Annotated in this window: 23 protein-coding genes; 16 read left to right on the top strand and 7 right to left on the bottom strand. The window is 71.8% G+C overall.

All coding sequences use genetic code 11. The features are described 5' to 3' along the window. The first annotated feature begins 103 nt into the window (after nucleotides 1-103). From ABT300_RS11855 to ABT300_RS11845, 3 genes are read left to right on the top strand one after another with little or no spacing between them, the layout of a single operon-like run. Nucleotides 104-457, top strand: a complete 354-nt coding sequence (locus ABT300_RS11855; RefSeq protein WP_351674210.1) for a histidine triad nucleotide-binding protein — start codon at nucleotides 104-106, stop codon at nucleotides 455-457. 6 nt (nucleotides 458-463) lie between these two features. Beyond that, nucleotides 464-1,372 (top strand): ribonuclease Z, encoded by a 909-nt coding sequence (locus ABT300_RS11850; protein WP_351674208.1) that lies wholly within the window; start codon nucleotides 464-466, stop codon nucleotides 1,370-1,372. A 20-nt stretch (nucleotides 1,373-1,392) separates the two neighbouring features. After that, nucleotides 1,393-2,382 (top strand): adenosine deaminase, encoded by a 990-nt coding sequence (locus ABT300_RS11845; protein ID WP_351674206.1) that lies wholly within the window; start codon nucleotides 1,393-1,395, stop codon nucleotides 2,380-2,382. Nucleotides 2,383-2,430: 48 nt separating this feature from the next. On the opposite strand, the gene ABT300_RS11840 is transcribed toward ABT300_RS11845, so the two are convergent. Further along, nucleotides 2,431-3,213 carry an IclR family transcriptional regulator gene (locus tag ABT300_RS11840; protein WP_351674204.1) on the bottom strand — a complete coding sequence of 261 codons (783 nt, stop codon included), beginning with the start codon at nucleotides 3,211-3,213 and terminating at the stop codon, nucleotides 2,431-2,433. Nucleotides 3,214-3,316: 103 nt separating this feature from the next. Between ABT300_RS11840 and ABT300_RS11835 the strand changes: the two genes are divergently transcribed. The 11 genes from ABT300_RS11835 to ABT300_RS11785 all read left to right on the top strand — a co-directional run bounded on the left by ABT300_RS11835 (nucleotide 3,317) and on the right by ABT300_RS11785 (nucleotide 15,312). Continuing rightward, a complete protein-coding gene (locus tag ABT300_RS11835) occupies nucleotides 3,317-4,264 on the top strand; it encodes a 5-dehydro-4-deoxyglucarate dehydratase (protein WP_351674202.1) in 948 nt (315 codons plus the stop codon). Beyond that, nucleotides 4,261-5,550, top strand: coding sequence for a glucarate dehydratase family protein (locus ABT300_RS11830; protein ID WP_351674200.1), 1,290 nt, complete (start codon nucleotides 4,261-4,263; stop codon nucleotides 5,548-5,550). The genes ABT300_RS11835 and ABT300_RS11830 overlap by 4 nt, the downstream gene beginning before the upstream one ends. 195 nt (nucleotides 5,551-5,745) lie before the next feature. Further along, the gene (locus ABT300_RS11825; protein ID WP_502977921.1) at nucleotides 5,746-6,966 is read left to right on the top strand and encodes a carbohydrate kinase family protein; all 1,221 of its coding nucleotides are present in this window, start codon (nucleotides 5,746-5,748) and stop codon (nucleotides 6,964-6,966) included. A 123-nt stretch (nucleotides 6,967-7,089) separates the two neighbouring features. Then, complete coding sequence (locus tag ABT300_RS11820; protein WP_351674198.1) at nucleotides 7,090-9,228, top strand: PhoH family protein; 2,139 nt, start codon at nucleotides 7,090-7,092, stop codon at nucleotides 9,226-9,228. Nucleotides 9,229-9,240: 12 nt separating this feature from the next. After that, nucleotides 9,241-9,738: an rRNA maturation RNase YbeY gene (gene ybeY / locus ABT300_RS11815; RefSeq protein ID WP_057574725.1), complete on the top strand. Its 498-nt coding sequence runs from the start codon at nucleotides 9,241-9,243 to the stop codon at nucleotides 9,736-9,738. Further along, complete coding sequence (locus ABT300_RS11810) at nucleotides 9,735-11,039, top strand: hemolysin family protein (RefSeq protein WP_351674196.1); 1,305 nt, start codon at nucleotides 9,735-9,737, stop codon at nucleotides 11,037-11,039. The genes ybeY and ABT300_RS11810 overlap by 4 nt, the downstream gene beginning before the upstream one ends. Next, nucleotides 11,036-11,395 carry an MmcQ/YjbR family DNA-binding protein gene (locus ABT300_RS11805; RefSeq protein WP_351674194.1) on the top strand — a complete coding sequence of 120 codons (360 nt, stop codon included), beginning with the start codon at nucleotides 11,036-11,038 and terminating at the stop codon, nucleotides 11,393-11,395. Before ABT300_RS11810 ends, ABT300_RS11805 begins: the two co-directional genes overlap by 4 nt. 169 nt (nucleotides 11,396-11,564) lie before the next feature. After that, on the top strand, nucleotides 11,565-11,918 hold the full coding sequence (locus tag ABT300_RS11800; protein WP_319277410.1) for a cytidine deaminase-like protein: 354 nt from the start codon (nucleotides 11,565-11,567) through the stop codon (nucleotides 11,916-11,918). Nucleotides 11,919-12,198: 280 nt separating this feature from the next. Further along, a complete protein-coding gene (locus tag ABT300_RS11795) occupies nucleotides 12,199-12,675 on the top strand; it encodes a hypothetical protein (RefSeq protein ID WP_351674192.1) in 477 nt (158 codons plus the stop codon). Between the two features lie 172 nt (nucleotides 12,676-12,847). Continuing rightward, nucleotides 12,848-14,173: a beta-xylosidase gene (locus ABT300_RS11790; RefSeq protein WP_351674191.1), complete on the top strand. Its 1,326-nt coding sequence runs from the start codon at nucleotides 12,848-12,850 to the stop codon at nucleotides 14,171-14,173. A 104-nt stretch (nucleotides 14,174-14,277) separates the two neighbouring features. Next, nucleotides 14,278-15,312 carry a WxL protein peptidoglycan domain-containing protein gene (locus tag ABT300_RS11785; RefSeq protein ID WP_351674189.1) on the top strand — a complete coding sequence of 345 codons (1,035 nt, stop codon included), beginning with the start codon at nucleotides 14,278-14,280 and terminating at the stop codon, nucleotides 15,310-15,312. Nucleotides 15,313-15,415: 103 nt separating this feature from the next. Here the strand turns inward: ABT300_RS11785 and ABT300_RS11780 are convergent, their stop codons facing one another. Both ABT300_RS11780 and ABT300_RS11775 read right to left on the bottom strand, forming a co-directional pair. Then, nucleotides 15,416-15,754, bottom strand: a complete 339-nt coding sequence (locus ABT300_RS11780; protein WP_351674188.1) for a P-II family nitrogen regulator — start codon at nucleotides 15,752-15,754, stop codon at nucleotides 15,416-15,418. Continuing rightward, nucleotides 15,751-17,061: an ammonium transporter gene (locus ABT300_RS11775; protein WP_351674187.1), complete on the bottom strand. Its 1,311-nt coding sequence runs from the start codon at nucleotides 17,059-17,061 to the stop codon at nucleotides 15,751-15,753. Before ABT300_RS11775 ends, ABT300_RS11780 begins: the two co-directional genes overlap by 4 nt. Nucleotides 17,062-17,234: 173 nt before the next feature. Here ABT300_RS11775 and era point away from each other — a divergent pair, with 173 nt between their 5' ends. Further along, nucleotides 17,235-18,188: a GTPase Era gene (gene era, locus ABT300_RS11770; protein ID WP_351674186.1), complete on the top strand. Its 954-nt coding sequence runs from the start codon at nucleotides 17,235-17,237 to the stop codon at nucleotides 18,186-18,188. A 17-nt stretch (nucleotides 18,189-18,205) separates the two neighbouring features. Here the strand turns inward: era and ABT300_RS11765 are convergent, their stop codons facing one another. The 4 genes from ABT300_RS11765 to ABT300_RS11750 are packed head-to-tail and all read right to left on the bottom strand — an operon-like array spanning nucleotide 18,206 to nucleotide 22,201. Beyond that, nucleotides 18,206-19,465 (bottom strand): MFS transporter, encoded by a 1,260-nt coding sequence (locus tag ABT300_RS11765; RefSeq protein ID WP_351674184.1) that lies wholly within the window; start codon nucleotides 19,463-19,465, stop codon nucleotides 18,206-18,208. Then, nucleotides 19,462-20,784, bottom strand: coding sequence for a GH1 family beta-glucosidase (locus ABT300_RS11760; protein ID WP_351674183.1), 1,323 nt, complete (start codon nucleotides 20,782-20,784; stop codon nucleotides 19,462-19,464). Before ABT300_RS11760 ends, ABT300_RS11765 begins: the two co-directional genes overlap by 4 nt. A 58-nt stretch (nucleotides 20,785-20,842) precedes the next feature. Beyond that, entirely contained in the window at nucleotides 20,843-21,109 is a 267-nt protein-coding gene (locus tag ABT300_RS11755) for a protealysin inhibitor emfourin (protein WP_351674181.1), read from the bottom strand. 21 nt (nucleotides 21,110-21,130) lie between these two features. Beyond that, entirely contained in the window at nucleotides 21,131-22,201 is a 1,071-nt protein-coding gene (locus tag ABT300_RS11750; RefSeq protein ID WP_351674179.1) for a M4 family metallopeptidase, read from the bottom strand. A 344-nt stretch (nucleotides 22,202-22,545) separates the two neighbouring features. Between ABT300_RS11750 and ABT300_RS11745 the strand changes: the two genes are divergently transcribed. Then, the coding region (locus ABT300_RS11745; protein WP_502977920.1) for a hydroxymethylglutaryl-CoA lyase-like TIM-barrel protein at nucleotides 22,546-23,370 on the top strand (825 nt) is incomplete at its 3' end.

The raw sequence follows: 23,370 nt of genomic DNA, 5'->3' as shown, positions 1-23,370 counted from the left end.
CTACCATGCCCCCGTACCGATCAACCCCGTACCGATCAACCGCGTACCGATCAACCGCCTGTCGATCGACCGCGTACCGATCAACCGTCTGAGAGGAACCCGCATGGCAGGGGAAGCGCAGGACGACTGTCTGTTCTGCAAGATCGTCGCGGGGACCATTCCGGCGACGATCGTGCGGGAGACCGGGACGACCGTCGCCTTCCGGGACATCAACCCCCAGGCTCCCACCCACGTCCTGGTGATCCCGAAGGCGCACCACGAGAACGCCGCCGCCCTCGCGGCCGCCGACCCGGCCCTCACCGCCGACCTCCTGCGGGAAGCCCAGGCCGTGGCCGACGAGGACAAGCTGGACAGCTACCGCGTCGTCTTCAACACCGGCGCGGGCGCCGGCCAGACCGTGTTCCACGTGCACGCGCACGTCCTCGGCGGCCGCGGGCTGCACTGGCCCCCCGGATAGGCCGCCGTGTCCGTACGCGAACTGGTCGTCCTCGGCACCGCCAGCCAGGTGCCCACCCGGCACCGCAACCACAACGGCTATGTCCTGCGCTGGGACGGCGAGGGCCTCCTCTTCGACCCGGGCGAGGGCACCCAGCGCCAGATGCTGCGCGCCGGGGTCGCCGCGCACGACATCCACCGGATCTGCGTCACCCACTTCCACGGCGACCACTCCCTCGGCCTCGCGGGCGTCATCCAGCGCATCAACCTGGACCAGGTGCCGCATCCGGTCACCGCGCACTACCCGCGCTCCGGGCAGCAGTTCTTCGAACGGCTGCGCTACTCCACCGCCTACCGGGAGACCGTCGCCATCACCGAGGCGCCGGTCGACGCGGACGGGCCGCTCGCCGCCACCGCCTCCTACCGGCTGGAGACCGCCAGGCTGTCCCACCCGGTGGAGTCCTACGGCTACCGCGTGGTCGAGCCCGACGGCCGCCGCATGCTGCCCGAGCGGCTCGCCGCGCACGGCATCGGCGGACCCGACGTCGGCCGGATCCAGCGGGAGGGCTCGGTCGGCGGGGTCTCGCTGGACGACGTGAGCGAGGTCCGTCGCGGGCAGCGGTTCGCGTTCGTCATGGACACCCGGCTGTGCGAGGGCGTGCACGCGCTCGCCGAGGGCGCCGACCTGCTCGTCATCGAGTCGACCTTCCTCGACGAGGACGAGCGGCTCGCCGTGGACCACGGTCATCTGACCGCCGGTCAGGCCGCCCGGGTCGCCCGGGACGCCGGGGTACGGCATCTGGTGCTCACCCACTTCAGCCAGCGCTACTCGGAGCGTGGGGGAGAGTTCGAGCGGCAGGCGCGGGCCGCCGGATTCGACGGCGAGCTGACCGTCGCCCACGACCTCCTGCGGATCCCGGTTCCGAAACGGCGGTGAAGCGGCCGTACGATGCTTTGATGCCCCTCCCCAAAGCCGAACTGCACCTGCACATCGAAGGGACCCTGGAGCCGGAGCTGGCGTTCGAGCTGGCCGCCCGCAACGGGGTCGCACTGCCCTACGCCGACACGGACGAGCTCCGCGAGGCGTACCGGTTCGAGGATCTGCAGTCCTTCCTGAACCTGTACTACGAGCTCATGACGGTCCTGCGCACCGAGCGGGACTTCGAGGACCTCGCCGAGGCGTATCTCGCCCGGGCGGCCGCGCAGGGCGTGCGGCATGCGGAGATCTTCTTCGACCCGCAGGCGCACCTCGCCCGCGGGGTGGACATGAGCACGGTGGTGGAGGGGCTGTGGCGGGCGCTGGGCCGCAGCGAGGCCGCCCACGGGATCTCCACCCGGCTGATCCTGTGCTTCCTGCGTGACGAGTCCGCCGAGTCGGCCCTGGCGACGCTGGACGCGGCGAAGCCCCACCTCGACCGGATCACCGGCGTCGGACTGGACTCCGCCGAGGTCGGGCACCCGCCGGTGAAGTTCCGCGAGGTCTACGAGGCAGCCGCCGCGCTCGGGCTGCGGCGGGTCGCGCACGCCGGTGAGGAGGGCCCGCCGGAGTACATCACGCAGGCCCTCGACGTCCTCGGCGTCGAGCGCGTCGACCACGGGCTGCGCTGCATGGAGGACCCGGCGCTGGTGGAGCGGCTGGTGCGGGAGCGGATCCCGCTCACGCTGTGCCCGCTGTCCAACGTGCGACTGCGGACCGTCGACGTGCTGGCGGACCATCCGCTGCCGGCCATGCTGGACGCGGGGCTGCTCTGCACGGTCAACTCCGACGACCCCGCCTACTTCGGCGGCTACGCCGGCGACAACTTCGACGCGGTGCGCAGCGCGCTGGGCCTGGACGAGGAACGGCTGCGCGAGCTGGCCCGCAACTCCTTCCTCGCCTCCTTCCTGGAGGACGACGAGGAGCGGCGGGCGCGCTGCCTCGCGGAGGTGGACGCCCACGTCTTCTGAGCCGGCGTGCCGGGGCCGGCGCGGCGGGAGCCCGGCCGTCTCCGCGCGCTAACGCCAGTCGGCCGCGCCCGCGGAGTCCGGCGCGCTCGCCTCGATCTTCGCCCTGATCTCCCGCATCACCGCCACGATCCGCTCCTCGTGCGCCGGCGTCAGCCGGGCCACCGGCGCCGAGCAGCTGATCGCGTCCTGGGCGGGGGTGTCGTAGCGCAGGGCGAAGCCGAAGCCGACGATGCCGAGGACGCCCTCCTCGCGGTCCACGGAGTGACCGCGGGCCCGGGTCCGGGCGAGGTCCGCCAGCAGCGCCCCCCTGCTGGTGTGCGAGTGGGGGGTCAGCGCCTCGTAGGGACCCTCGGGCAGCTCCTCGTCCGGCCGCTGCGCCAGCAGCGCCTTGCCGAGCGCGCCGACGTGCGCCGGGAGCCGTCTGCCGACCCGGCTGATGGTGCGCAGGTATTCGTGCGACTCCCGCGTGGCCAGATACGCGACTCCGCGGCCGTCCAGCCGCCCCAGGTGGATCGTCTCGCCCAGCGCCTCGGACGCCTCGTCGAGATAGGGGCGCACCAGCCGCACCCGCGGGTCGGAGTCGAGATAGCTGGTGCCCGTCAGCAGGGCGTGGATGCCGATGCCGTAGAGGGACCCGGTGACGTCGGTGCGCACCCAGCCCCGGCCGATCAGGGTCTGCAGCAGCGCGTACATCGAGCTGCGCGGCACGCCCAGCTCGTCCGCGAGCTCCTGCAGCCGCGCGGGCCGGTCGCCGCGCGCCGCGAGCAGCTCCAGCAGCTCGACCGTCCGCGCCGCGGACTTCACCTCCCGCACGCCCGCTGTCTCCGACATGAGCCGATGGTACGGGGGCCGTGCTCCATTGACGCCGGGCATTCGCCTACCTAACCTTCATCTGCATATATGGATGACGTCTACATAGGGAGATGACTGGGAGATGGCGACGGTGAACCCCGACCAGGACACGGTCCGACGCCTGCGGGACGGCATGGCGCAGGGGGTGCTGTCGTTCCCGCTCACGAGCTTCCACGACGACGGCTCCCTCGACCCCGACGGCTTCCGCTCGCACGTCGCCGCCCAGCTCGCCGCCGCCCCCGGCGCCCTCTTCCCGGCCTGCGGCACCGGCGAGTTCTTCTCCCTCGACGAGGACGAGTACCGGCACGTGGTGACGATCGCCGTCGAGGAGGCGGCCGGCCGGGCGCCCGTCGTCGCCGGCGTCGGCTACGGCTGGGCCCAGGCCGCCCGCTTCGCGCGCATCGCCGAGGAAGCGGGCGCCGACGCCCTCCTCGTCCTCCCGCACTACCTCGTCACCGCCCCACAGGACGGCCTGGTCGCCCAGCTGGAGCAGATCGCCGCCCGCACCCCGCTGCCCCTCATCGCCTACCAGCGCGGCCAGGTCGCCTTCACCGTCGCCTCCCTCAGACGCATCGCCGCCCTCCCGACCGTCGTCGGCCTCAAGGACGGCCACAGCGACCTCGACCGCCTCCAGCGGCTCACCCTCGCCGCGCCCGAGGGCTTCCTCTTCTTCAACGGCGCGGCAACCGCCGAGATCCAGGCCCGCGCCTACGCCGCCGTCGGCGTCCCCGCCTACTCCTCCGCCGTCCACGCCTTCGCCCCGGAGATCGCGAACGCCTTCTTCGCCGCCGCCCGCGACGGCGACGACAAGACGGCGGACCGGCTGCTGCGCGACTTCTACGTCCCGCTCGTCGAACTGCGCGACCGGGCGCCCGGGTACGCCGTGTCGCTGGTGAAGGCCGCCGCCCGGCTGCGCGGCCGACGCGTGGGCCCGGTCCGCGCCCCGCTCACCGACCCCTCGCCCGCAGACCTCGCCGAGCTCCGCACCCTCCTGATCGCCGGCCTCGACCTCGTAGGAGCCGCCCTGTGAACCTCACGATCGCCGATGTGCGCCTCACCCCGATCCTGGTCGCCGACCCGCCCCTGCTCAACACCCAGGGCGTGCACCAGCCGTACACCCCCCGGCTGATCGTCGAGGTCGTCACCGCCGACGGGATCACCGGCGTCGGCGAGACGTACGGCGACGCCAAGTACCTGGAACTGGCCCGCCCTTACGCCGTGAAAGTGATCGGCCGTCAGATCAGTGACCTGAACGACCTGTTCACCCTCGCCGACGAGGTGGACGTCGACGGCTCCCGGATCTCCGGGCAGGTGGACGTCGGCGGCCTGCGCGGCGTCCAGACCGCCGACAAACTGCGGCTGTCGGTCGTCTCCGCCTTCGAGGTCGCCTGCCTCGACGCCCTCGGCAAGGCGCTCGGCCTGCCCGTGCACGCCCTGCTCGGCGGCAAGGTGCGCGACGCCGTCGAGTACAGCGCCTACCTCTTCTACAAATGGGCCGCCCACCCGGACGGCGTGCCCGCCGAGAAGGACGACTGGGGGGCCGCCCTCGACCCGGCGGGAGTCGTCGAACAGGCCCGCCGCCTCACCGAGCGGTACGGCTTCGCCTCCTTCAAGCTCAAGGGCGGCGTCTTCCCGCCGCAGGAGGAGATCGCCGCGGTGCGCGCCCTGGCGGAGGCCTTCCCCGGGCGCCCGCTGCGCCTCGACCCCAACGGCGCCTGGTCCGTCGCGACCTCGCTGAAGGTGGCCGAGGAGATCGGCGGGCTCCTCGAGTACCTGGAGGACCCCGCGCTCGGCACCCCGGCGATGGCCGAGGTCGCCGCGCGGACCGACGTCCCGCTCGCCACCAACATGTGCGTGACGACCTTCGCCGAGATCAAGGAGGCCTTCGCCCGCGACGCCGTCCAGGTCGTCCTCTCCGACCACCACTACTGGGGCGGACTGCGCAACACCCAACAACTCGCCGCGCTCTGCCGGACGTTCGGCGTCGGCGTCTCCATGCACTCCAACACCCACCTGGGCATCTCGCTGGCCGCGATGACGCACGTGGCGTCCACCGTCCCGAACCTCCACCACGCCTGCGACTCCCACTATCCCTGGCAGTCCGAGGACGTCCTCACCGAACGGCTGACCTTCGACGACGGCAGGGTCGCGGTCTCCGACGCGCCCGGCCTCGGCGTCGAACTCGACCCCGACCGGCTCGCGTTCCTCCACCGGCGCTGGCTCGACGACGACGGCGCCCTGCGCGACCGCGACGACGCGGCGGCGATGCGGGCGGCCCACCCGGACTGGGAGACGCCCGCCGTACCCCGCTGGTGACCGGCGTCCCCGCGCGGGGACGCCGGACGCCTCGCCGGACCGGCCCCGCCGCGAGGTACTCCGACCCGCCGGAGCAGCACGCCGGGACCGTCCCGTACCGGCGGGTAAGCCCTCCCGCCCCGGGCGTGACGACCCCCGCAGTGCGCGCACCGTGGTGCACACTGGCCAGATCGGCACCACGTCAGGGAGCGCACCGTGACCGCGTCCAACGCGTCCACCGGAGAGGGACGCCACCGCCCCGCCGGCCCGCACGGCCACACCGGCCGCGCCGGGCAGGACCGCCACACCGGCCAGAACGGCCGCCCGGGCCAGGGGCGGCGCGCCGCCCGGGTCGACCCGCTGGGGGAGCGGCGCGCCGCCGGCGACCCGCCGTGGGACGTCTACCTCACCGGGACGGTCTTCCTCGACATCATCTTCACCGGACTGGACTCCGCCCCCGTGCGCGGGACCGAGTCCTGGGCGCGCGGGATGGGATCGAGCCCCGGCGGCGTCGCCAACATGGCCACCGCGCTCGCCCGCCTCGGCCTGCGCACGTCCCTCGCGGCTGCCTTCGGCGACGACCACTACGGCGAGTACTGCTGGGACGCCCTGGAGCAGGGCGAGGGCATCGACCTGACCCCCTCCCGCTCGGTGCCCGGCTGGCACTCCCCGGTCACCGTCTCCATGGCCTACGAGGGCGAGCGCACCATGGTCTCGCACGGCCACGAGCCGCCGCCCGAGGAGCCGGCGCCCGAGTGCCCGCCGCACGCCCGCGCCGCCGTCGCCTCCCTCACCCCCGGCGTCCGCGCCCCCTGGATCGAACAGGCCGCCCGCCGCGGCACCCGCGTCTTCGCCGACGTCGGATGGGACGACACCGGCGCCTGGGACCTGTCCGGCCTCGCCGACCTGGAGCACTGCGAGGCGTTCCTGCCCAACGCGCAGGAGGCGATGCGCTACACCGGCGCCGACTGCCCCCGCGCCGCCGCGCACGCCCTCACCGAACACGTCCCGCTCGCGGTCGTCACCCTCGGTGCGGAGGGCGCGTACGCGGTGGACCGCGCGACGGGCGAGAGCGCCGAGGTCCCCGCCATCGCCGTCGAGGCCCTCGACCCCACCGGAGCCGGGGACGTCTTCGTGGCCGGCTTCGTGACCGGCACCCTCGCGGGGTGGCCGCTGGCCGACCGGCTGGCCTTCGCCGGCCTCACGGCGGCCCTCTCGGTGCAGGAGTTCGGCGGCTCGCTCTCCGCCCCCGGCTGGTCCGAGATCGCCGCCTGGTGGCGCAGGGTGCAGTCGGTCGAGGGCCAGGACCCCGAGGCGCTGCAGCGCTACGCGTTCCTCGACGGTCTGCTGCCGGCGCTGCTCCCGGCGGCGGAGGAGGCCGCCCCGTGGCCGCTGCGCAGGGCGGTGCCGACGATCGGTTTCGGCCGGTCGGCATGACCACCGGCGCATGACAAAACCCCTGGGGCGTTGTCAGCCCCCTGGCGTACCCTTGAATCGCCAGGCCGCCCTTGTGGCAGGCGAGACGCATCCGGGAGGACGTAGAGGCCTTCGGGCCGGCCTATGACTCAGACACCGACAGCTCACACGCCCGCGCAGGGCAAGGCGAGAGCACAGTTCACCGTTCCCGCCCAGCACCCCATGGTGACCGTGCTGGGATCCGGAGACTCCCTCCTGCGCGTGATCGAGACGGCTTTCCCGGCGGCCGACATCCACGTCCGGGGCAATGAGATCAGCGCGGTCGGCGACCCACGGGAAGTCGCCCTTGTCCAGCGCCTGTTCGACGAGATGATGCTGGTGCTCCGCACCGGGCAGCCGATGACGGAGGACGCAGTGGAACGCTCGATCGCCATGCTGCGGGCGAGTGAGAACGGGACGAGTGAAGGCCAGGAGACCCCGGCCGAGGTTCTGACGCAGAACATCCTGTCCTCGCGCGGCCGCACCATCAGACCCAAGACCCTCAACCAGAAGCGGTACGTCGACGCGATCGACAAGCACACGATCGTCTTCGGCATCGGCCCCGCGGGCACCGGCAAGACCTACCTGGCCATGGCCAAGGCGGTCCAGGCCCTGCAGTCCAAGCAGGTCAACCGCATCATCCTGACCCGCCCCGCGGTCGAGGCCGGCGAGCGCCTCGGCTTCCTCCCCGGCACCCTCTACGAGAAGATCGACCCCTATCTGCGTCCGCTCTACGACGCGCTCCACGACATGCTGGACCCGGACTCGATCCCGAAGCTGATGGCCGCGGGCACGATCGAGGTCGCCCCGCTGGCGTACATGAGGGGTCGCGCGATGCCGCTCTTCACAAATGTGCTGACCCCGGACGGCTGGCGTCCCATCGGCGACCTCCAGGTCGGTGACCTGGTCATCGGCTCGAACGGTGAGCCGACTCCGGTCCTCGGTGTGTACCCGCAGGGCGAGAAGGACATCTACCGCGTCACGGCTCAGGACGGCGCTTGGACGCTGTGCTGCGGTGAGCATCTGTGGACCGTCAGGACGCGCGACGACAAGCGTCGTGACAAGCCGTGGCGGGTCCTGGAAACCCAGGAGATGATCGGCAACCTGCGGGCGGGGCACGCTCGCCGGTACGAGCTGCCGATGCTCACGGCGCCGGTGTGTCTCCCGGAGCGGGAGGTCCCCATGGACCCGTACGCGCTGGGGCTGCTGTTGGGCGACGGGTGCCTCACCGGTTCCACGACGCCGTCCTTCTCCACGGAGGACGCGGAGCTGGCCCAGGCGCTGGAGGGCGCACTCCCGGGGGTCGTGGTCCGCCACAAGGGCGGCCCCGACTACGTGCTCAACCGGATCAAGTCTCCCGGAGACATGATCACCTTGCAGAACCCCGTCACGGGGGTTCTGCGCGAACTGGACCTGCTGCCTGCGCCTTCGCACAACAAGTTCGTCCCTGAGGCCTACCTGAACAATTCGGCCGAGGTGCGACTGGCTGTGCTGCAGGGCCTCCTCGACTCCGACGGCGGCCCTGTGACGCAGCAGGACCGCACCTGCCGCATCCAGTACACGACCACGTCGGTTCTGCTCCGTGACGACGTGATCTCCCTGGTGCAGTCGTTGGGCGGTGTCGCCTACACCCGCCGCAGAGCCGCAGAAGGCCGTACGCCGGGTCGCGCGAGCGGCAGGAAGGTCGAGTACCGGTATGACGCCCATGTCATCGACATCCGCCTCCCCGAAGGCATCGAACCCTTCCGTCTCGCCCGCAAGCGCGAGAAGTACCTCACGGCCGGAGGCGGTGGCCGCCCGATGCGTTTCATCGACAGCATCGAGCCCGCGGGCCGGGAGGAGGCCGTCTGTATCCAGGTCGCGGCCGAGGACTCCCTCTACGTCACAACGGACTACCTGCTGACGCACAACACGCTCAACGACGCCTTCATCATCCTGGACGAGGCGCAGAACACCTCGCCCGAGCAGATGAAGATGTTCCTGACCCGGCTCGGGTTCGACTCGAAGATCGTGATCACCGGCGACGTGACGCAGGTCGACCTGCCGAACGGCAGCAAGTCGGGCCTGCGGCAGGTCCAGGAGATCCTCGAGGGCGTCGACGACGTGCACTTCTCCCGCCTGTCGTCCCAGGACGTCGTCCGGCACAAGCTCGTCGGCCGTATCGTCGACGCGTACGAGAAGTACGACAGCCACAACGGTACGGAGAACGGCGCCCGCAAGGGCGGTCGTGACAAGCGGAAGTAGACGAGCAGCGCCATGTCGATCGACGTCAACAACGAGTCCGGAACCGAGGTCGACGAGCAGGCGGTCCTCGACATCGCCCGCTACGCGCTCGCGCGGATGCGCATCCACCCGCTCTCCGAGCTGTCGGTGATCGTCGTGGACGCCGACGCCATGGAGCAGCTGCACATCCAGTGGATGGACCTGCCGGGGCCGACCGACGTCATGTCCTTCCCGATGGACGAGCTGCGTCCGCCGTCGAAGGACGACGACGAGCCCCCGCAGGGCCTCCTCGGTGACATCGTGCTGTGTCCCGAGGTCGCCGAGCGGCAGGGCAAGGAGGCGCCCACGGAGCACTCCATGGACGAGGAGCTGCAGCTGCTCACGGTCCACGGAGTGCTGCACCTGCTGGGCTACGACCACGAGGAGCCCGACGAGAAGGCCGAGATGTTCGGGCTCCAGGCGGCCATCGTGGACGGCTGGCGGGCCGAGAAGGGTCTGACCGGGCCGTCGCCGGCGCCGACCGTCTCATGAGCCCCGGCCTCATCGCCGGCGCGATCGCCCTGGTCGTCGTCGCGTGGCTCGCCGCCTGCGCGGAGGCGGGCCTCGCGCGCGTGTCCAGCTTCCGCGCCGAGGAGGCCGTGCGGTCCGGCCGGCGCGGCAGCGCCAAGCTCGCGCAGATCGCCGCCGACCCCACCCGCTATCTCAACGTGGCCCTGCTGGTCAGGGTGGCGTGCGAGATGGCGGCCGCCGCGCTGGTCACCTACGAGTGCCTGCAGGAGATCGACGGCACGGCGCCGGCGCTGCTCGCGGCGATCGGCGTGATGGTGCTGGTGTCCTATGTGGCCGTCGGCGTCTCCCCGCGCACCATCGGCCGTCAGCACCCGCTGAACACGGCGACGGCGGCTGCGTACGTGCTGCTGCCGCTGGCCAGGATCATGGGCCCGATCCCGTCGCTGCTGATCCTCATCGGCAACGCGCTCACGCCCGGCAAGGGTTTCCGCCGGGGCCCGTTCGCCTCCGAGGCGGAGCTGCGGGCGCTCGTCGACCTGGCGGAGAAGGAGTCGCTCATCGAGGACGAGGAGCGCCGCATGGTGCACTCGGTCTTCGAGCTCGGCGACACCCTGGTGCGGGAGGTCATGGTGCCGCGGACCGACCTCGTCGTCATCGAGCGCTACAAGACCATCCGGCAGGCCCTCACCCTCGCCCTGCGCTCCGGGTTCTCCCGGATACCCGTCACCGGGGAGAGCGAGGACGACATCGTCGGCATCGTGTATCTGAAGGACCTGGTCCGCAAGACGCACATCAGCCGGGACGCCGAGGGCGAGCTGGTGTCGACGGCGATGCGGCCGGCCGCCTTCGTCCCCGACACCAAGAACGCGGGGGACCTGCTGCGCGAGATGCAGCAGGACCGCAACCACGTCGCAGTCGTCATCGACGAGTACGGCGGCACGGCGGGCATCGTGACCATCGAGGACATCCTCGAGGAGATCGTCGGCGAGATCACCGACGAGTACGACCGCGAGCTCCCGCCGGTGGAAGAGCTGGGCGACGACCGTCACCGGGTCACCGCCCGTCTCGACATCACCGACCTGGGCGAGCTGTACGGCCTGGAGGAGTACGACGACGAGGACGTGGAGACGGTCGGCGGCCTGCTGGCCAAGGCCCTCGGCCGGGTGCCCATCGCCGGCGCCTCCTCCGAGGTCGAGCTGCCCGACGGGCGGAAGCTGCGGCTGACGGCGGAGGCCGCGGCCGGCCGCCGGAACAAGATCGTGACGGTGCTGGTGGAGCCGGTGGAGCCCGCCGCACCCTCGGAGGAGGGCGAGGCCGGGTGACCCCCGAGGAGCTGCGCGCCCTGTGTCTGTCCTTCAACGCGGCGCAGGAGGACTTCCCGTTCCGGCCGGAGATCTCGGTCTTCAAGGTGCTGGGGAAGATGTTCGCGCTGAGCTGGACGGGCGACCGGCCGCTGAAGGTCAACCTCAAGTGCGACCCCGAGGACGCGGTGCGGCTGCGCGGCGAGCATCCCGGCCTGATCGCGCCCGGGTACCACATGAACAAACGGCACTGGAACACGGTGACGGTCGACGGCGGGCTCCCCGTCGGCCTGGTCCGTGAGCTCGTAGAGGACTCGTACGACCTGGTGGTCGCCGGTCTGCCGCGCGCCGAGCGGCTGCGCCTCGACCGTTCCTGAGGACCGGCCGAGACGACCGCCAGGACGTCTTCGACCTGCCCGCCGGCGACTGCACCGTGAGCCTGGTCGTCAACGGCCAGGGTCCGTTGTCCCTCGGCAACGTCGTCATCGCCGACTGCGTCTGAGGGGGCGCTCGGTTCTCGGGCGCGGTTCTTCGTATGCTCGGGGCATGACCGACAGCAGCGCGCTCGACCCCGAGGACCGCAAGATCGTCACCCTGGCCCGTTCCGCGCGGGCCCGCAACGGCGTGCCCGAGGGGGCCGCCGTCCGCGACGACACCGGACGCACGTACGTCGCCGGGACGGTGGACCTGCCGTCGCTGCGGCTGAGCGCGCTGCAGACGGCGGTGGCGATGGCCGTGGCGTCCGGCGCGCAGTCCCTGGAGGCGGCGGCGGTGGTGACCTCGTCGGAGAAGCCCGCCGAGGACGATCTCGCCGCCGTGCGGGATCTCGGCGGACCGGGGACGCCGGTGCTGCTGGCCTCGCCGGACGGCGCCGTTCGGCTCACCGTCTCCGCCGGCTAGCGACGCGGGGGCGTCGTCGGCGGCGCCCCCGGTGTCCCGTCCCTGGGGCCTCCGGCGGCCCGGCCGTCCCGGTCGCCCCACCGGTCGCCGGCCGGGACGTCGCGGCCGCCGCGCTCAACTCGGCCGGAATTGGGCCTTGCCGTGCCCCGTCCCTCCCGGGTCAATGAGACCGTAAGTTCCGACGGACCGTCAGATTCACCCCCACCGGCCGCGGTGTCCGCACCCACCGTCCCGTTTTCGGCCGTCCGTCTCCCCACATCCGGGAAGGAGCCGGAAACCCATGAGAGGCAAGAGAATCGGATCAGGTGCGGCAATGCTGGCCGGGGCCCTCGCGGTCACCGGACTGGCGTTCGCGCCCTCTGCCGCCGCCGTCAGCCCGACGACGGCCACGTTCACCGCGAGCTGCGGACTCTTCGGCGGCGGGGCGGCCACCCTCACGGCCACCCAGAGCGGCAGCTCGGCCACCCTCACCCTCACGTCCAGCGCGATCACCGCGCCGATCCCGATCAGCGCCAACAGCATCAACTCCACGCTCACGATGGCGAACTCGACCGGGGCCGCGAGGGTCTTCGCCGGTGCGGTGAACCCCGCCATGGCGACCGGCGCGCCGATCACGGTCGGACCGCTCAACGGCACCGTGGCCTCCGGAGACAGTCTCGACATCAACGGCGGATCGCTGAAGATGGTCATCTTCGGGATCACCGTCACCTGCAAGGCGACCGGCCCGCAGGCGCCGGGGCCGTTCGTTTACGACTGATAGCGGTCGGAAACTGCATGCGAGGGCCGTCAGTTCTCCTGCTGCAGCAGGAAGCTGACGGTCCATCAGTTCGTTGGCCCGTCTCCATTGACTTCTCGCGCGATCCGCATCTCAATGCCCCCTGTCGGCGCAGAAGAGCCGCTGCGCCCGCACCCTGGAGGAGGGGGCACCAATGGGTTCGACACCCCGCAGTTCCCGAAGACGGCACTGGGCGTCACTGCTCGGGGCCACCGCGCTCGCGGTCACCGCGGGCGGGGCGCTGGCGTGTCCGGCCGGCGCCGCGACCGACGTCAGCTTCCCGACGCACTGCGTTCCGCCGCCCATCGCCGGCATCCCGCCGATCGACGGCACCACCACCGCGAGGCTCGCGGTGAACGACACCACGCCCAAGGTCGGCGACACCGTCACCGTGACGTACACGGTGGTCGCGCCCGCCGCGAGCAACCCCACCGATCTGGCCCTGCCGGCCGACATCATGACGCCGACGGGCAAGGTCACCCTCGGCGGCGCGCAGACCGGCAGCATCACCCTGACGGGCCCGAAGAAGAACGACCCGGTGCCCGGCAAGGGCGTCTTCCCGTCGTTCTCCATGACCGGCACGTTCACCGTCACCAGCCCCGGCGCGATCACCCTCTCGCCCGGCGACTACAACATCCACACCAGCTACATCCTCGAGCTGGACACCCCCTGCACGGTGACCAACCCGCCCGCCCCGGTGTCGGAGACGGTCACCGCGGAGGCCGACCCGCCGGCCAACACCCGTGCCATCCAGCTGGGTTCGGCCTCCGGAAGCCCCGGGGCGAGCGTCGCGGTCACCGGCAGCGGCTTCACGCCGGGCGCGTCGGTCACCCTGGCCGGCCGGTCCGGATCCACGCAGACCGCGGACACCGCGACCGTGACCGCGAACGGGCAGGGGAACGTCTCCGGCTCGCTCGTCGTCAGAGACCTCACCACCAGCGGCGTGGTGGCGTACGAGGGGAGCGCCTGGAGCGCCGATCTCGGCGCCGGACCGGTCGCCTACGTCGTCATCGACGACCAGCCCGTGCCGGACGGCAGCCAGAAGGTGACCACCACGGTCCGCGCCGGCACGCTGTCGATGTCCCAGGCCGGGGACGCCGTCCAGCTGTCCGGGGTCGAGTTCGGCCAGGGCGGCGCCTCCACCGGCGCCCTGCAGACGGTCACCGTCAAGGACTTCCGCGGCGGACCCGCCGGCTGGTCCCTGACCGGCAAGGTCACCGACTTCAGCGGTTCCGGAGCCAAGATCGACGCCGGCAGGCTGAGCTGGACGCCCGCGTGCAGCACCAAGGCGGGCAGCCCGAGCACCTGCCAGGCCGGCTCGGCGGGCACGGTCGGCGCCTCGGGGGCGACCCTGGCGTCCACGCCCGACGGCACGGCCACCGGCGGCGAGTTCACCGCCAACGCCCGACTGTCCCTCGACGTACCGTCGTTCACGCCTCCGGGCACCTACGCCGGCGTCCTGACCCTCACGCTCAGCTGATCTCACGCACCCTGTCCACCGGTGGCCGGGCGCCCGCCCCACAGGTCCGCACCCGCCCGTCCACCCCGCCGCCGTCGCAGCCCGTCCGTGGGGGGTCCGCACCCATGCGCAAGCCGTACGTCCTCCTCCTGCCGTTCCTCCTGTGCCTGCTGTTCGCAGCGCCCACGCCCGCACGCGCCGCCGACAACGGCAGCTGGTCCGTGTACCCCGTCGCCTCGGCCGTCGCCGCGCGGCCCTATTTCTACGTCTCCGCGGATCCCGGCCAGACGATCGAGGACAAGGTCGTCGTCGCCAACAAGACCGACGCGCCCCTCACCTTCCGGCTGTACGCGGCCGACGCGTACAACACCGCGCGCGACGGCGGGTTCGCCGTCAGGTCGCTGGGGGAGCGGATGCGGGGCGTGGGCGCGTGGGCCGAGCTGTCGCGGGACCGGATCACCGTGCCCGGCCGCAGCACCGTCACCGTGCCGTTCACCGTCCGGGTGCCCGACGGCGCCGAGCCGGGCGACCATCCGGGGGCCGTCGTCGCCCTCGACGAACGCGTCGAGCGGGGCGACGGCTCGGTCGCGCTCGGCGTGCAGCGGGCGGTCGCCGCCCGCGTCTACCTCCAGGTCGGCGGACCCACCCTGCCCGCGCTCGCCGTCGAGGACGTCCGGATCGGCCACCGCCAGCCGCTGGTGCCGGGCTTCGGCGACAGCACCGCGACGATCTCGTACACCCTGCACAACACCGGCAACGTCACCCTCGATCCGAAGGTGCGGTTGACGGCGCGGGGCCTGTTCGGCCGTACCCTCCTCGACCGCCGCCTGACGAAGGTCCCCTCCCAGCTCCTGCCCGGCCAGCGCGTCCGGCTCACCGAACGCTGGACCGGCGCCCCCCACCTCGACTGGACGGACGTCAAGCTGACGGCGACCGCCACGAAGACGCAGGAGTCGGCGACGGCGTCGTTCGTGACGGCGCCGTGGCTGGTCGTGGGGGTCGTGGCGGCGGGCGTCGCAGCAGGGGTGTGGCTGCTGGTCAGGCGCAGGCGCAGGCGCCGTGAAGGCGTCCGGGGCGCCGGCCGCACGCGGTCCCGCCGCGGGGCGCGACCGGCCCCCGCACGCCCCGGGACGAGAATCGGCCAAACCGCCGGACGTTAGGGACTGTTCAGCGGATCATGCCGCAGACGCGGGGCCTGGCACGCCCTCCCCCACTGCCCTGAAGGCGTGGGGGCCCCGGCGGCGTTGTCGTCGGTTGCCGACGTCAGAGCGCGTCCGCTCCCCGCTCGCCCGTCCGGACCCGGACGACCGTCTCCACGGGCAGGGCCCACACCTTGCCGTCGCCGATCTTGCCCGTGTGCGCGGCGCGCACGATCGCGTCGATGACGGCCTCGGACTCCGCGTCCTCGACGACGACCTCTATACGGACCTTGGGCACGAGGTCGACCTGGTACTCGGCGCCCCGGTACACCTCGGTGTGGCCGCGCTGGCGGCCGTAGCCGCTGGCCTCGGTCACGGTCAGACCGTGCACGCCGAGCTCCTGCAGGGCCGTCTTGACCTCGTCGAGGCGGTAGGGCTTGACGATCGCGGTGATGAGCTTCATGCCTGTGGCTTGACCTTCTGGGCGGAGGGGACGGAGTGCGCGGAGACCGGGGCGCCGTGGCCCAGGACGCCGTGATCGTATGCCGTCTCGGCGTGCACCGTAAGGTCCAGGCCGGTGTGCTCGTGGTCCTCTTCGGCGCGCAGGCCGATCGTGCGGTCGAGCAGCTTGCCGATGCCGTAGGTCACGGTGAAGGCGTAGGCGGCGACCGCGATCACCGCGACCAGCTGCCTGCCGAGCTGCCCGAACCCGCCGCCGTGCAGCAGGCCCTCGGGGCCGCCGGTCATGGTGTCCACGGCGAAGACGCCGATCAGGAGCGTGCCGATGACGCCGCCGACCAGGTGGACGCCCACGACGTCGAGGGAGTCGTCGTAGTTCAGCTTGAACTTCCAGCTCACGGCGTAGGAGCAGACGACGCCGGCGGCGAGGCCCACGACCAACGCGCCGAGGAGGGACACCGAGCCGCAGGACGGCGTGATCGCCACCAGGCCCGCGACCGCGCCGGAGGCCGCGCCCAGCGTGGTCGGGTGGCCGTCGCGCTTCTGCTCGACGAAGAGCCAGCCCAGCAGGCCCGTGCAGCCGGCCGCCAGCGTGTTCAGGAAGGCCGCCGCCGCCAGCCCGTTAGCGCCCAGCGCGGAACCGGCGTTGAAGCCGAACCAGCCGAACCACAGCAGACCGGCGCCGAGCATCACCATGGGCAGGTTGTGCGGACGCATCGCGTCCTTCTTGAAGCCCAGCCGCGGGCCCAGCACCAGGCACAACGCCAGACCGGAGGCCCCGGACGTGATCTCGACGGGCAGGCCGCCCGCGAAGTCCAGCGCGCCGAGCCGCTCGAGGATCCAGCCGCCCGGGCCCCACACCCAGTGCGCGACGGGAACGTATACGAGCAGCGCCCAGACCGGCACGAAGACCAGCCAGGCCGCGAACTTCGCCCGGTCCGCGATCGCGCCGCTGATCAGCGCGGCCGTGATGATCGCGAAGGTGAGCTGGAAGGTGGCGAACAGCAGGGTCGGGACCGTGCCCTGGACGCTGTCCGGGCCGAGGCCGGCCATCCCGGCGTGCTCGAGCCCCCCGATGAGACCGCCGCCGGCGTCCTCTCCGAAGGCGAGCGAGTAGCCGGCCGCCAGCCACACCACCGTGACCAGGGCGATCGACACGAAACTCATCATGAGCATGTTGAGGACGCTCTTCGTGCGGACCATGCCGCCGTAGAAGAGGGCCAGTCCCGGGGTCATCAGCAGGACGAGGGCGGTGGCGGCGAGCAGCCAGGCGGTGTCGCCGGTGTTCGCGTGGGCGGCGGCCAGAGTCACGATGTCTCCAACGATGCGGGGGCTCGTCAGAGGGTCACCGCCCTGCGTTTCCTCCAGTGGACGGGTGTGTTTCCGCGACGTTTCGTTGCGTGGAGGTTTCCGGGAGCTCACCGTCCGGGACCCGACCGCTCGTGTGTACGGCGGTGCTTTGCGGATCAGGGAGAATGGGGGCCATGAGCGTTCGCAACCAGTCACCCGAGCAGTCGGCCGAGTCCGTCCACCGTGCCGGCTTCGCCTGCTTCGTGGGCCGCCCCAACGCCGGCAAGTCCACCCTCACGAACGCTCTGGTCGGGAAGAAGGTGGCGATCACCTCGAACCGTCCGCAGACCACGCGGCACACCGTGCGGGGCATCGTGCACCGGCCGGAGGCCCAGCTGATCCTGGTGGACACGCCGGGGCTGCACAAGCCGCGCACCCTGCTCGGCGAGCGGCTGAACGACGTCGTGCGCGCCACCTGGGCCGAGGTCGACGTCATCGGCTTCTGCCTGCCGGCCAACGAGAAGCTCGGCCCCGGCGACCGGTTCATCGCCAAGGAGCTGGCCGGGATCAAGCGCACGCCGAAGGTCGCGGTCATCACCAAGACCGACCTGGTGGACTCCAAGGCGCTCGCCGAACAGCTCATCGCGATCGACCAGCTCGGCAAGGAGCTGGGCTTCGAGTGGGCGGAGATCGTGCCGGTCTCGGCGGTGGGCGACCAGCAGGTCGAGCTGCTCGCCGACCTCCTGGTCCCGATGCTCCCGGAGAGCCCGCCGCTCTACCCCGAGGGCGACCTCACCGACGAGCCCGAGCAGGTGATGGTCGCCGAGCTGATCCGCGAGGCGGCGCTGGAGGGCGTCCGCGACGAGCTGCCGCACTCCATCGCGGTCGTCGTCGAGGAGATGCTCCCGCGGGAGGACCGGCCCGCGGACAAGCCGCTCCTCGACATCCACGCCAACATCTACATCGAGCGCCCCAGCCAGAAGGGCATCATCATCGGCCCGAAGGGCAAGCGCCTCAAGGACGTCGGCATCAAGTCCCGCAAGCAGATCGAGGCGCTGCTGGGCACGCCCGTCTTCCTGGACCTCCATGTGAAGGTGGCCAAGGACTGGCAGCGCGACCCCAAGCAGCTGCGCAAGCTCGGCTTCTGAGGCGACCGGCCGGCGTCTCAGTCCACCCCTCTGATCCGCCCCACCAGCACCGCCCCCGCCAGGCAGATCGCGGCGGAGACCAGGTACAGCATCCGGTAGCCGCCCAGATACGTCACGATCGGGGCGGCGAGGGCGGGCGCGGCGACCTGGGGCAGGGCGTTGGCCACGTTGATGACGCCCAGGTCCTTGCCCCGGTCCCCGGCCTTCGGCAGCACGTCCGTCATCAGCGCGAAGTCGACCGAGGTGAACACGCCGAAGCCGACGCCCAGCACCGCCGACGCCACGATCGCCCCCGGCCAGGTCTGCCAGACCGCCAGCATCGCCGTCGCCGCCGCCATCAGCACGCCCGACCAGATCACGAACGGCTTGCGCCGGCCGAGCCGGTCCGACCAGACGCCGCCGACGACGACCGTGGCGAGCAGCGTCAGCCCGTTCACCGCCGTGAGGATCAGCACGCCCCCTTCGGGGTCGGCGTGGTGCAGGCGGTCGCGCAGGTAGTAGAGGAGGTAGAGCAGCACCAGCGCGTTGCTCAGGTTCATCAGGAAGCGCGTCAGCCACGCCCACCCGAGGTCGGGATACCGGCGCGGGCTCAGCCAGAAGCCGGCCGCGAAGCCCCGCCAGGACCAGGGCGGCCGGTCCTCCTCCGCCAGCCGCAGATCCTCGTACCGCAGCACGTACGGCAGCACGCCCAGCGCCGTGAACACCGCGCACGCCGTGTATCCCGCCCCGACGCCCCCGGCGGCCGTCGCGAGCCCCGTGCCGCCGACCACGCCGAGGATCTGCGCGACGCCCAGCCAGCCGCCGACCGAGCCCCGCTGGAGCCGGGGGACCCGGTCGGGGACGGCCGCCGTCACCGCCGCGAAGGCCGCGTTCAGCGTGAGCTGCACCAGGCACCAGCCCAGCGCCATCGTCCACACTCCGCGCGCGCCCGCGAGCAGCAGCAGCGACAGGGCGCCGCCCGCCGTGCCGGCCACGATCCACGGGGTGCGCCGGCCCCGGCGGGACGTCGTGCGGTCCGACAGCGCGCCGAAGAGCGGGTTCGCCGCCAGCGAGACGACGGCTCCGACGCCCGTCACCCAGGCCAGCATCGCCTCCTTCGACATGCCGGAGCCGGGCGCGAAGTCCTCGGCCTGGGAGGCCAGCAGGATCTGCAGGGGGCCGTACCAGCCCACCCAGATCGCCCCGTTGGCCAGGGACAGGGCCGACGTCCAGCCGCGGCCCACCCGTTCGACGGGCTCGGCCAGGGCGGCCGTGGGGGCCCTGTCCGCCGTCGTCATCCCTGCGCCTGGAGGACGTCCCGCAGCCAGGCGTAGGACGCCTTCGGGGTGCGTGCCTGCGTCGCGAAGTCGACGTGCACGAGGCCGAAGCGCCGTGCGTAGCCCTCCGCCCACTCGAAGTTGTCCAGCAGCGACCAGACGAAGTAGCCGCGGACGTCGACGCCCGCTTCCAGGGCCCGGTGCAGGGCGCGGAGGTGGCCGTCCAGGTAGGCGATCCGGGCCTGGTCGTCGAGGCCCTCGTAGGAGCAGCCGTTCTCGGTGATGACGACCGGCGGGAGGCGGTCGCCGTAGCGGTCCTTGAAGGTCGTCAGCAGCTCGGTCAGCCCCTCGGGGACGACCGGCCAGCCGAAGTCGGTCACCGGGACGCCCTCGATCTCACGGACGGAGAAGGGCAGTTCGGCCGGCATGGTGATCCCGCCGAACTCGATCTCCGTGCCCTGCGGGGCGCCCACCCGGGTCGGGGCGTAGTAGTTGACGCCGTACCAGTCGAGCGACCCGCCGATGATCTTGAGGTCGGCCGCGACGTCGCCGGGCATCAGCTCGCCCAGGCCCTCCGGGTACGCGCCGAGCAGCAGGGGCTCCGCGAACAGGCGGTTGAGCAGGACGTCGTAGAAGGCCGCCGCCTCCACGTCGGCGGGTTCCCGCGAGGCCGGCCAGGTCGGGCCGTGCGAGTTGGCGATGCCGATGTCCGTCGCGCCGGCGGCGCGCAGCGCCTGCACGGCGAGACCGTGGCCGAGCAGCTGGTGGTGGGCGGCGGGCAGCGCGTCGAAGAGGAGCTGCTTGCCAGGCGCGTGGGTGCCGAGCGCGTGGCCCAGCAGGGTGTGCTCGGCGGGCTCGTTGAGGGTGATCCACTTCGTGACGCGGTCCCCGAGCCGGTCTGCCACGACGGACGCGTACTGCGCGAACCGGGACGCGGTGTCCCGCTCCAGCCAGTCGAGGTCCGCCGGCAGGTCCCAGTGGAAGAGGGTGGGCACCGGGCGGACGCCCGCCGCCAGCAGCTCGTCCACGAGCCGGTCGTAGAAGTCGAGGCCGCCGGGGGCGTTGACCCGCGGCCAGGAGACGGAGAAGCGGTAGGCGTTGACGCCGAGCCCCGCGAGGAGGGCCACGTCCTCGGTGTGGCGGCGGACGTGGTCGCACGCCACCGCCGCCGTGGAGCCGTCCTTCACCCGTCCCGGCTCGGCCGTGAAGACGTCCCAGACGGACGCTTCGCGCTCGTCCGCCGAGCCCTCGATCTGGTGTGCGGACGTGGACACGCCCCACAGGAAGTCCGCCGGGAACCGGGGGATCGGATGCGCCGCCTCGCGCGGATCGTTCGCCATGGTCGGGATCATCCTTACCGATGGGTAAGGAAGTCAACGCCCTTACGGGAACTGCCCGTCAGGCGCCTTCCTTCAGCACTCTCGTGATCAGCTCGCGCTGCTGCGACGTCAGTCGGGGGTCGGCCGCGTGGACGGTCCGCCCGTCCACCGTGATCTCGTAACGGAAGCCGTCGGGCACGCCCTGCGGGGGCGCGCCCCGGCCGTCGGCGACCGCCTGCTCGGCCAGGGCGTGCCACTCGCCGGCGTCGGGCCGCCCCGCCGTGTCCACCTCGGCCTGCCGCTCGATGCCCGCGAACCCGCCCGTGCGCCTCACCTGAATACGCATGGGTCCCTGTGTAGTACGGAACTACAGGATCCGCACCCCGACCTGCTCCCACGCCTTCTGCACGGCCTGGAACTCGTCGCCGCCGTCGCCGAACCGCTCGCGCGCCGCCTTCACCGTCAGCGCGGCGAAGTCGGTGAAGAAGGCCCGGTCCCCGAGCTCGCCGCCGGTGAGGACGTCGTACCAGATCTGTCCGGCCTTCTCCCAGGCGTATCCGCCGAGGGCGGCGGCGGCCAGGTAGAACGCGTGGTTGGGGATGCCCGAGTTGATGTGCACGCCGCCGTTGTCGCGGCCGGTGCGGACGTATTCGTCCATGGTCGCGGGCTGCGGGTCCTTGCCGAGGACGTCGTCGTCGTACGCGGTGCCCGGGGCCTTCATCGAGCGCAGGGCTGAGCCGGTGACGTCCGGGGCGAGCAGGCCGGCGCCGATCAGCCAGTCGGCCTCGGCGGCGGTCTGGCCGAGCGAGTACTGCTTGATGAGCGAGCCGAAGACGTCGGACATCGACTCGTTGAGGGCGCCGGGCTGCCCGTAGTAGGTCAGGTTCGCCGTGTACTGGGTGACGCCGTGGGTGAGCTCGTGCCCGATGACGTCGATGGAGTTGGTGAAGTCGAGGAAGATCTCGCCGTCGCCGTCGCCGAACACCATCTGCTCGCCGTTCCAGAAGGCGTTGTTGTAGCCCTCGTCGTAGTGGACGCTGGCGTCCAGCGGCAGGCCGTCGTCGTCGATGGAGTGCCGACGGTAGGCCTTCAGATAGAGGTCGAAGGTGGCGCCGAGCCCGGAGTAGGCGCGGTTGACGGTCGCGTCCCGGCCGGGGTCCTGGCCCTCGGAGCGGACCTTGTCGCCGGGCAGCTCCGTGCCGTGCCCGCAGTCGTAGATCGTGCGCAGCGGCTGGTCGGAGGGCGCCTTCACGGCCGGGGCGGCGGCCAGGCGGAACTCGGTGGTCACCTGGCGCAGGCCGCGCAGCTCCTGGTCGCGCAGGAGGGTGCGCCGGGCGGGACCGGAGAGCGCGGGGTCGTCGTTGTGCGCCAGCCGGTGGAGGAGGTGCGGCGGTACGACGGTGCAGAAGACGGGCTCGAAGCCCCCGTGGGTCGTCATGTCCGGCACCTTTGCACTGTGTGACCCAACTGTCACGACAGGCAACCATGATCGGTGAAAAACAGTGACAAACGCGGCAGATTGCTGGCTTCAAGTGGTATGGCGCACGTTTCGTCCCTTTTCTCTTCAGTTGCTCCCGGTGGTCCCGCATACTGATACGGACCACCGCGACAGATGCGGCTCGGCTAGGCTGCGGAGCACTATGCGTTTCGGGCTGCTTCTCCTTAGCTGCCGCGGCGAGGGCCTGTAGTCGAGGCCGACCCCCTCCCCGCGGAGCTTGGCGTTGCGTGTCGGCCGTCCTTCCGTCCGGACATTCTCCGGTCACCCCGAGGAGCCCACACCCCATGGCGAACCGCCAGCAGCCCAGCCAGATGCCGACCCACAAGTACGGGCAGTACGACCAGGTCGACATCCCCGACCGCACCTGGCCGAACAACCGGATCACCGCCGCCCCCCGCTGGCTCTCCACCGACCTGCGCGACGGCAACCAGGCCCTGATCGACCCCATGTCGCCCGAGCGCAAGCGCCGGATGTTCGACCAGCTGGTCAAGATGGGCTACAAGGAGATCGAGGTCGGCTTCCCCGCCTCCGGGCAGACCGACTTCGACTTCGTGCGCTCGATCATCGAGGAAGAGGGCGCGATCCCGGACGACGTCACCGTCTCCGTGCTGACCCAGGCCCGTGAGGACCTGATCGAGCGGACCGTGGAGTCCCTGAAGGGCGCCAAGCGGGCGACCGTCCACCTGTACAACGCCACCGCGCCCGTGTTCCGCCGGGTCGTCTTCCGCGGCTCCAAGGACGACATCAAGCAGATCGCCGTCGACGGCACCCGCCTGGTCATGGAGTACGCGGAGAAACTGCTGGGCCCGGAGACCGAGTTCGGCTACCAGTACAGCCCCGAGATCTTCACCGACACCGAGCTGGACTTCGCCCTGGAGGTCTGCGAGGCGGTGATGGACGTCTATCAGCCCGGTCCGGGCCGCGAGATCATCCTGAACCTGCCGGCCACCGTCGAGCGCTCCACGCCCTCCACCCACGCCGACCGCTTCGAGTGGATGAGCCGCAACCTCTCCCGCCGCGAGCACGTCGTCATCTCCGTCCACCCGCACAACGACCGCGGCACCGCCGTCGCCGGCCCTCAGCGCCAGCTCGGCGGCGGCGACGGCGGT

Source organism: Streptomyces sp. NPDC001027, from assembly GCF_040299045.1.
Classification (GTDB): Bacteria; Actinomycetota; Actinomycetes; order Streptomycetales; family Streptomycetaceae; genus Streptomyces.
This window is presented reverse-complemented; position numbering and strand designations above follow the sequence as displayed.

Excerpts from the sequence above, each read along its gene's own strand:
- ABT300_RS11855 (WP_351674210.1), top strand. The coding sequence starts at position 104 with ATGGCAGGGGAAGCGCAGGACGACTGTCTGTTCTGCAAGATCGTCGCG.
- ABT300_RS11845 (WP_351674206.1), top strand. The coding sequence starts at position 1,393 with ATGCCCCTCCCCAAAGCCGAACTGCACCTGCACATCGAAGGGACCCTG.
- ABT300_RS11840 (WP_351674204.1), bottom strand. The coding sequence starts at position 3,213 with ATGTCGGAGACAGCGGGCGTGCGGGAGGTGAAGTCCGCGGCGCGGACG.
- ABT300_RS11835 (WP_351674202.1), top strand. The coding sequence starts at position 3,317 with ATGGCGACGGTGAACCCCGACCAGGACACGGTCCGACGCCTGCGGGAC.
- ABT300_RS11820 (WP_351674198.1), top strand. The coding sequence starts at position 7,090 with ATGACTCAGACACCGACAGCTCACACGCCCGCGCAGGGCAAGGCGAGA.
- ybeY (WP_057574725.1), top strand. The coding sequence starts at position 9,241 with ATGTCGATCGACGTCAACAACGAGTCCGGAACCGAGGTCGACGAGCAG.
- ABT300_RS11810 (WP_351674196.1), top strand. The coding sequence starts at position 9,735 with ATGAGCCCCGGCCTCATCGCCGGCGCGATCGCCCTGGTCGTCGTCGCG.
- ABT300_RS11800 (WP_319277410.1), top strand. The coding sequence starts at position 11,565 with ATGACCGACAGCAGCGCGCTCGACCCCGAGGACCGCAAGATCGTCACC.
- ABT300_RS11795 (WP_351674192.1), top strand. The coding sequence starts at position 12,199 with ATGAGAGGCAAGAGAATCGGATCAGGTGCGGCAATGCTGGCCGGGGCC.
- ABT300_RS11790 (WP_351674191.1), top strand. The coding sequence starts at position 12,848 with ATGGGTTCGACACCCCGCAGTTCCCGAAGACGGCACTGGGCGTCACTG.
- ABT300_RS11785 (WP_351674189.1), top strand. The coding sequence starts at position 14,278 with ATGCGCAAGCCGTACGTCCTCCTCCTGCCGTTCCTCCTGTGCCTGCTG.
- ABT300_RS11780 (WP_351674188.1), bottom strand. The coding sequence starts at position 15,754 with ATGAAGCTCATCACCGCGATCGTCAAGCCCTACCGCCTCGACGAGGTC.
- era (WP_351674186.1), top strand. The coding sequence starts at position 17,235 with ATGAGCGTTCGCAACCAGTCACCCGAGCAGTCGGCCGAGTCCGTCCAC.
- ABT300_RS11765 (WP_351674184.1), bottom strand. The coding sequence starts at position 19,465 with ATGACGACGGCGGACAGGGCCCCCACGGCCGCCCTGGCCGAGCCCGTC.
- ABT300_RS11760 (WP_351674183.1), bottom strand. The coding sequence starts at position 20,784 with ATGGCGAACGATCCGCGCGAGGCGGCGCATCCGATCCCCCGGTTCCCG.
- ABT300_RS11755 (WP_351674181.1), bottom strand. The coding sequence starts at position 21,109 with ATGCGTATTCAGGTGAGGCGCACGGGCGGGTTCGCGGGCATCGAGCGG.
- ABT300_RS11750 (WP_351674179.1), bottom strand. The coding sequence starts at position 22,201 with ATGACGACCCACGGGGGCTTCGAGCCCGTCTTCTGCACCGTCGTACCG.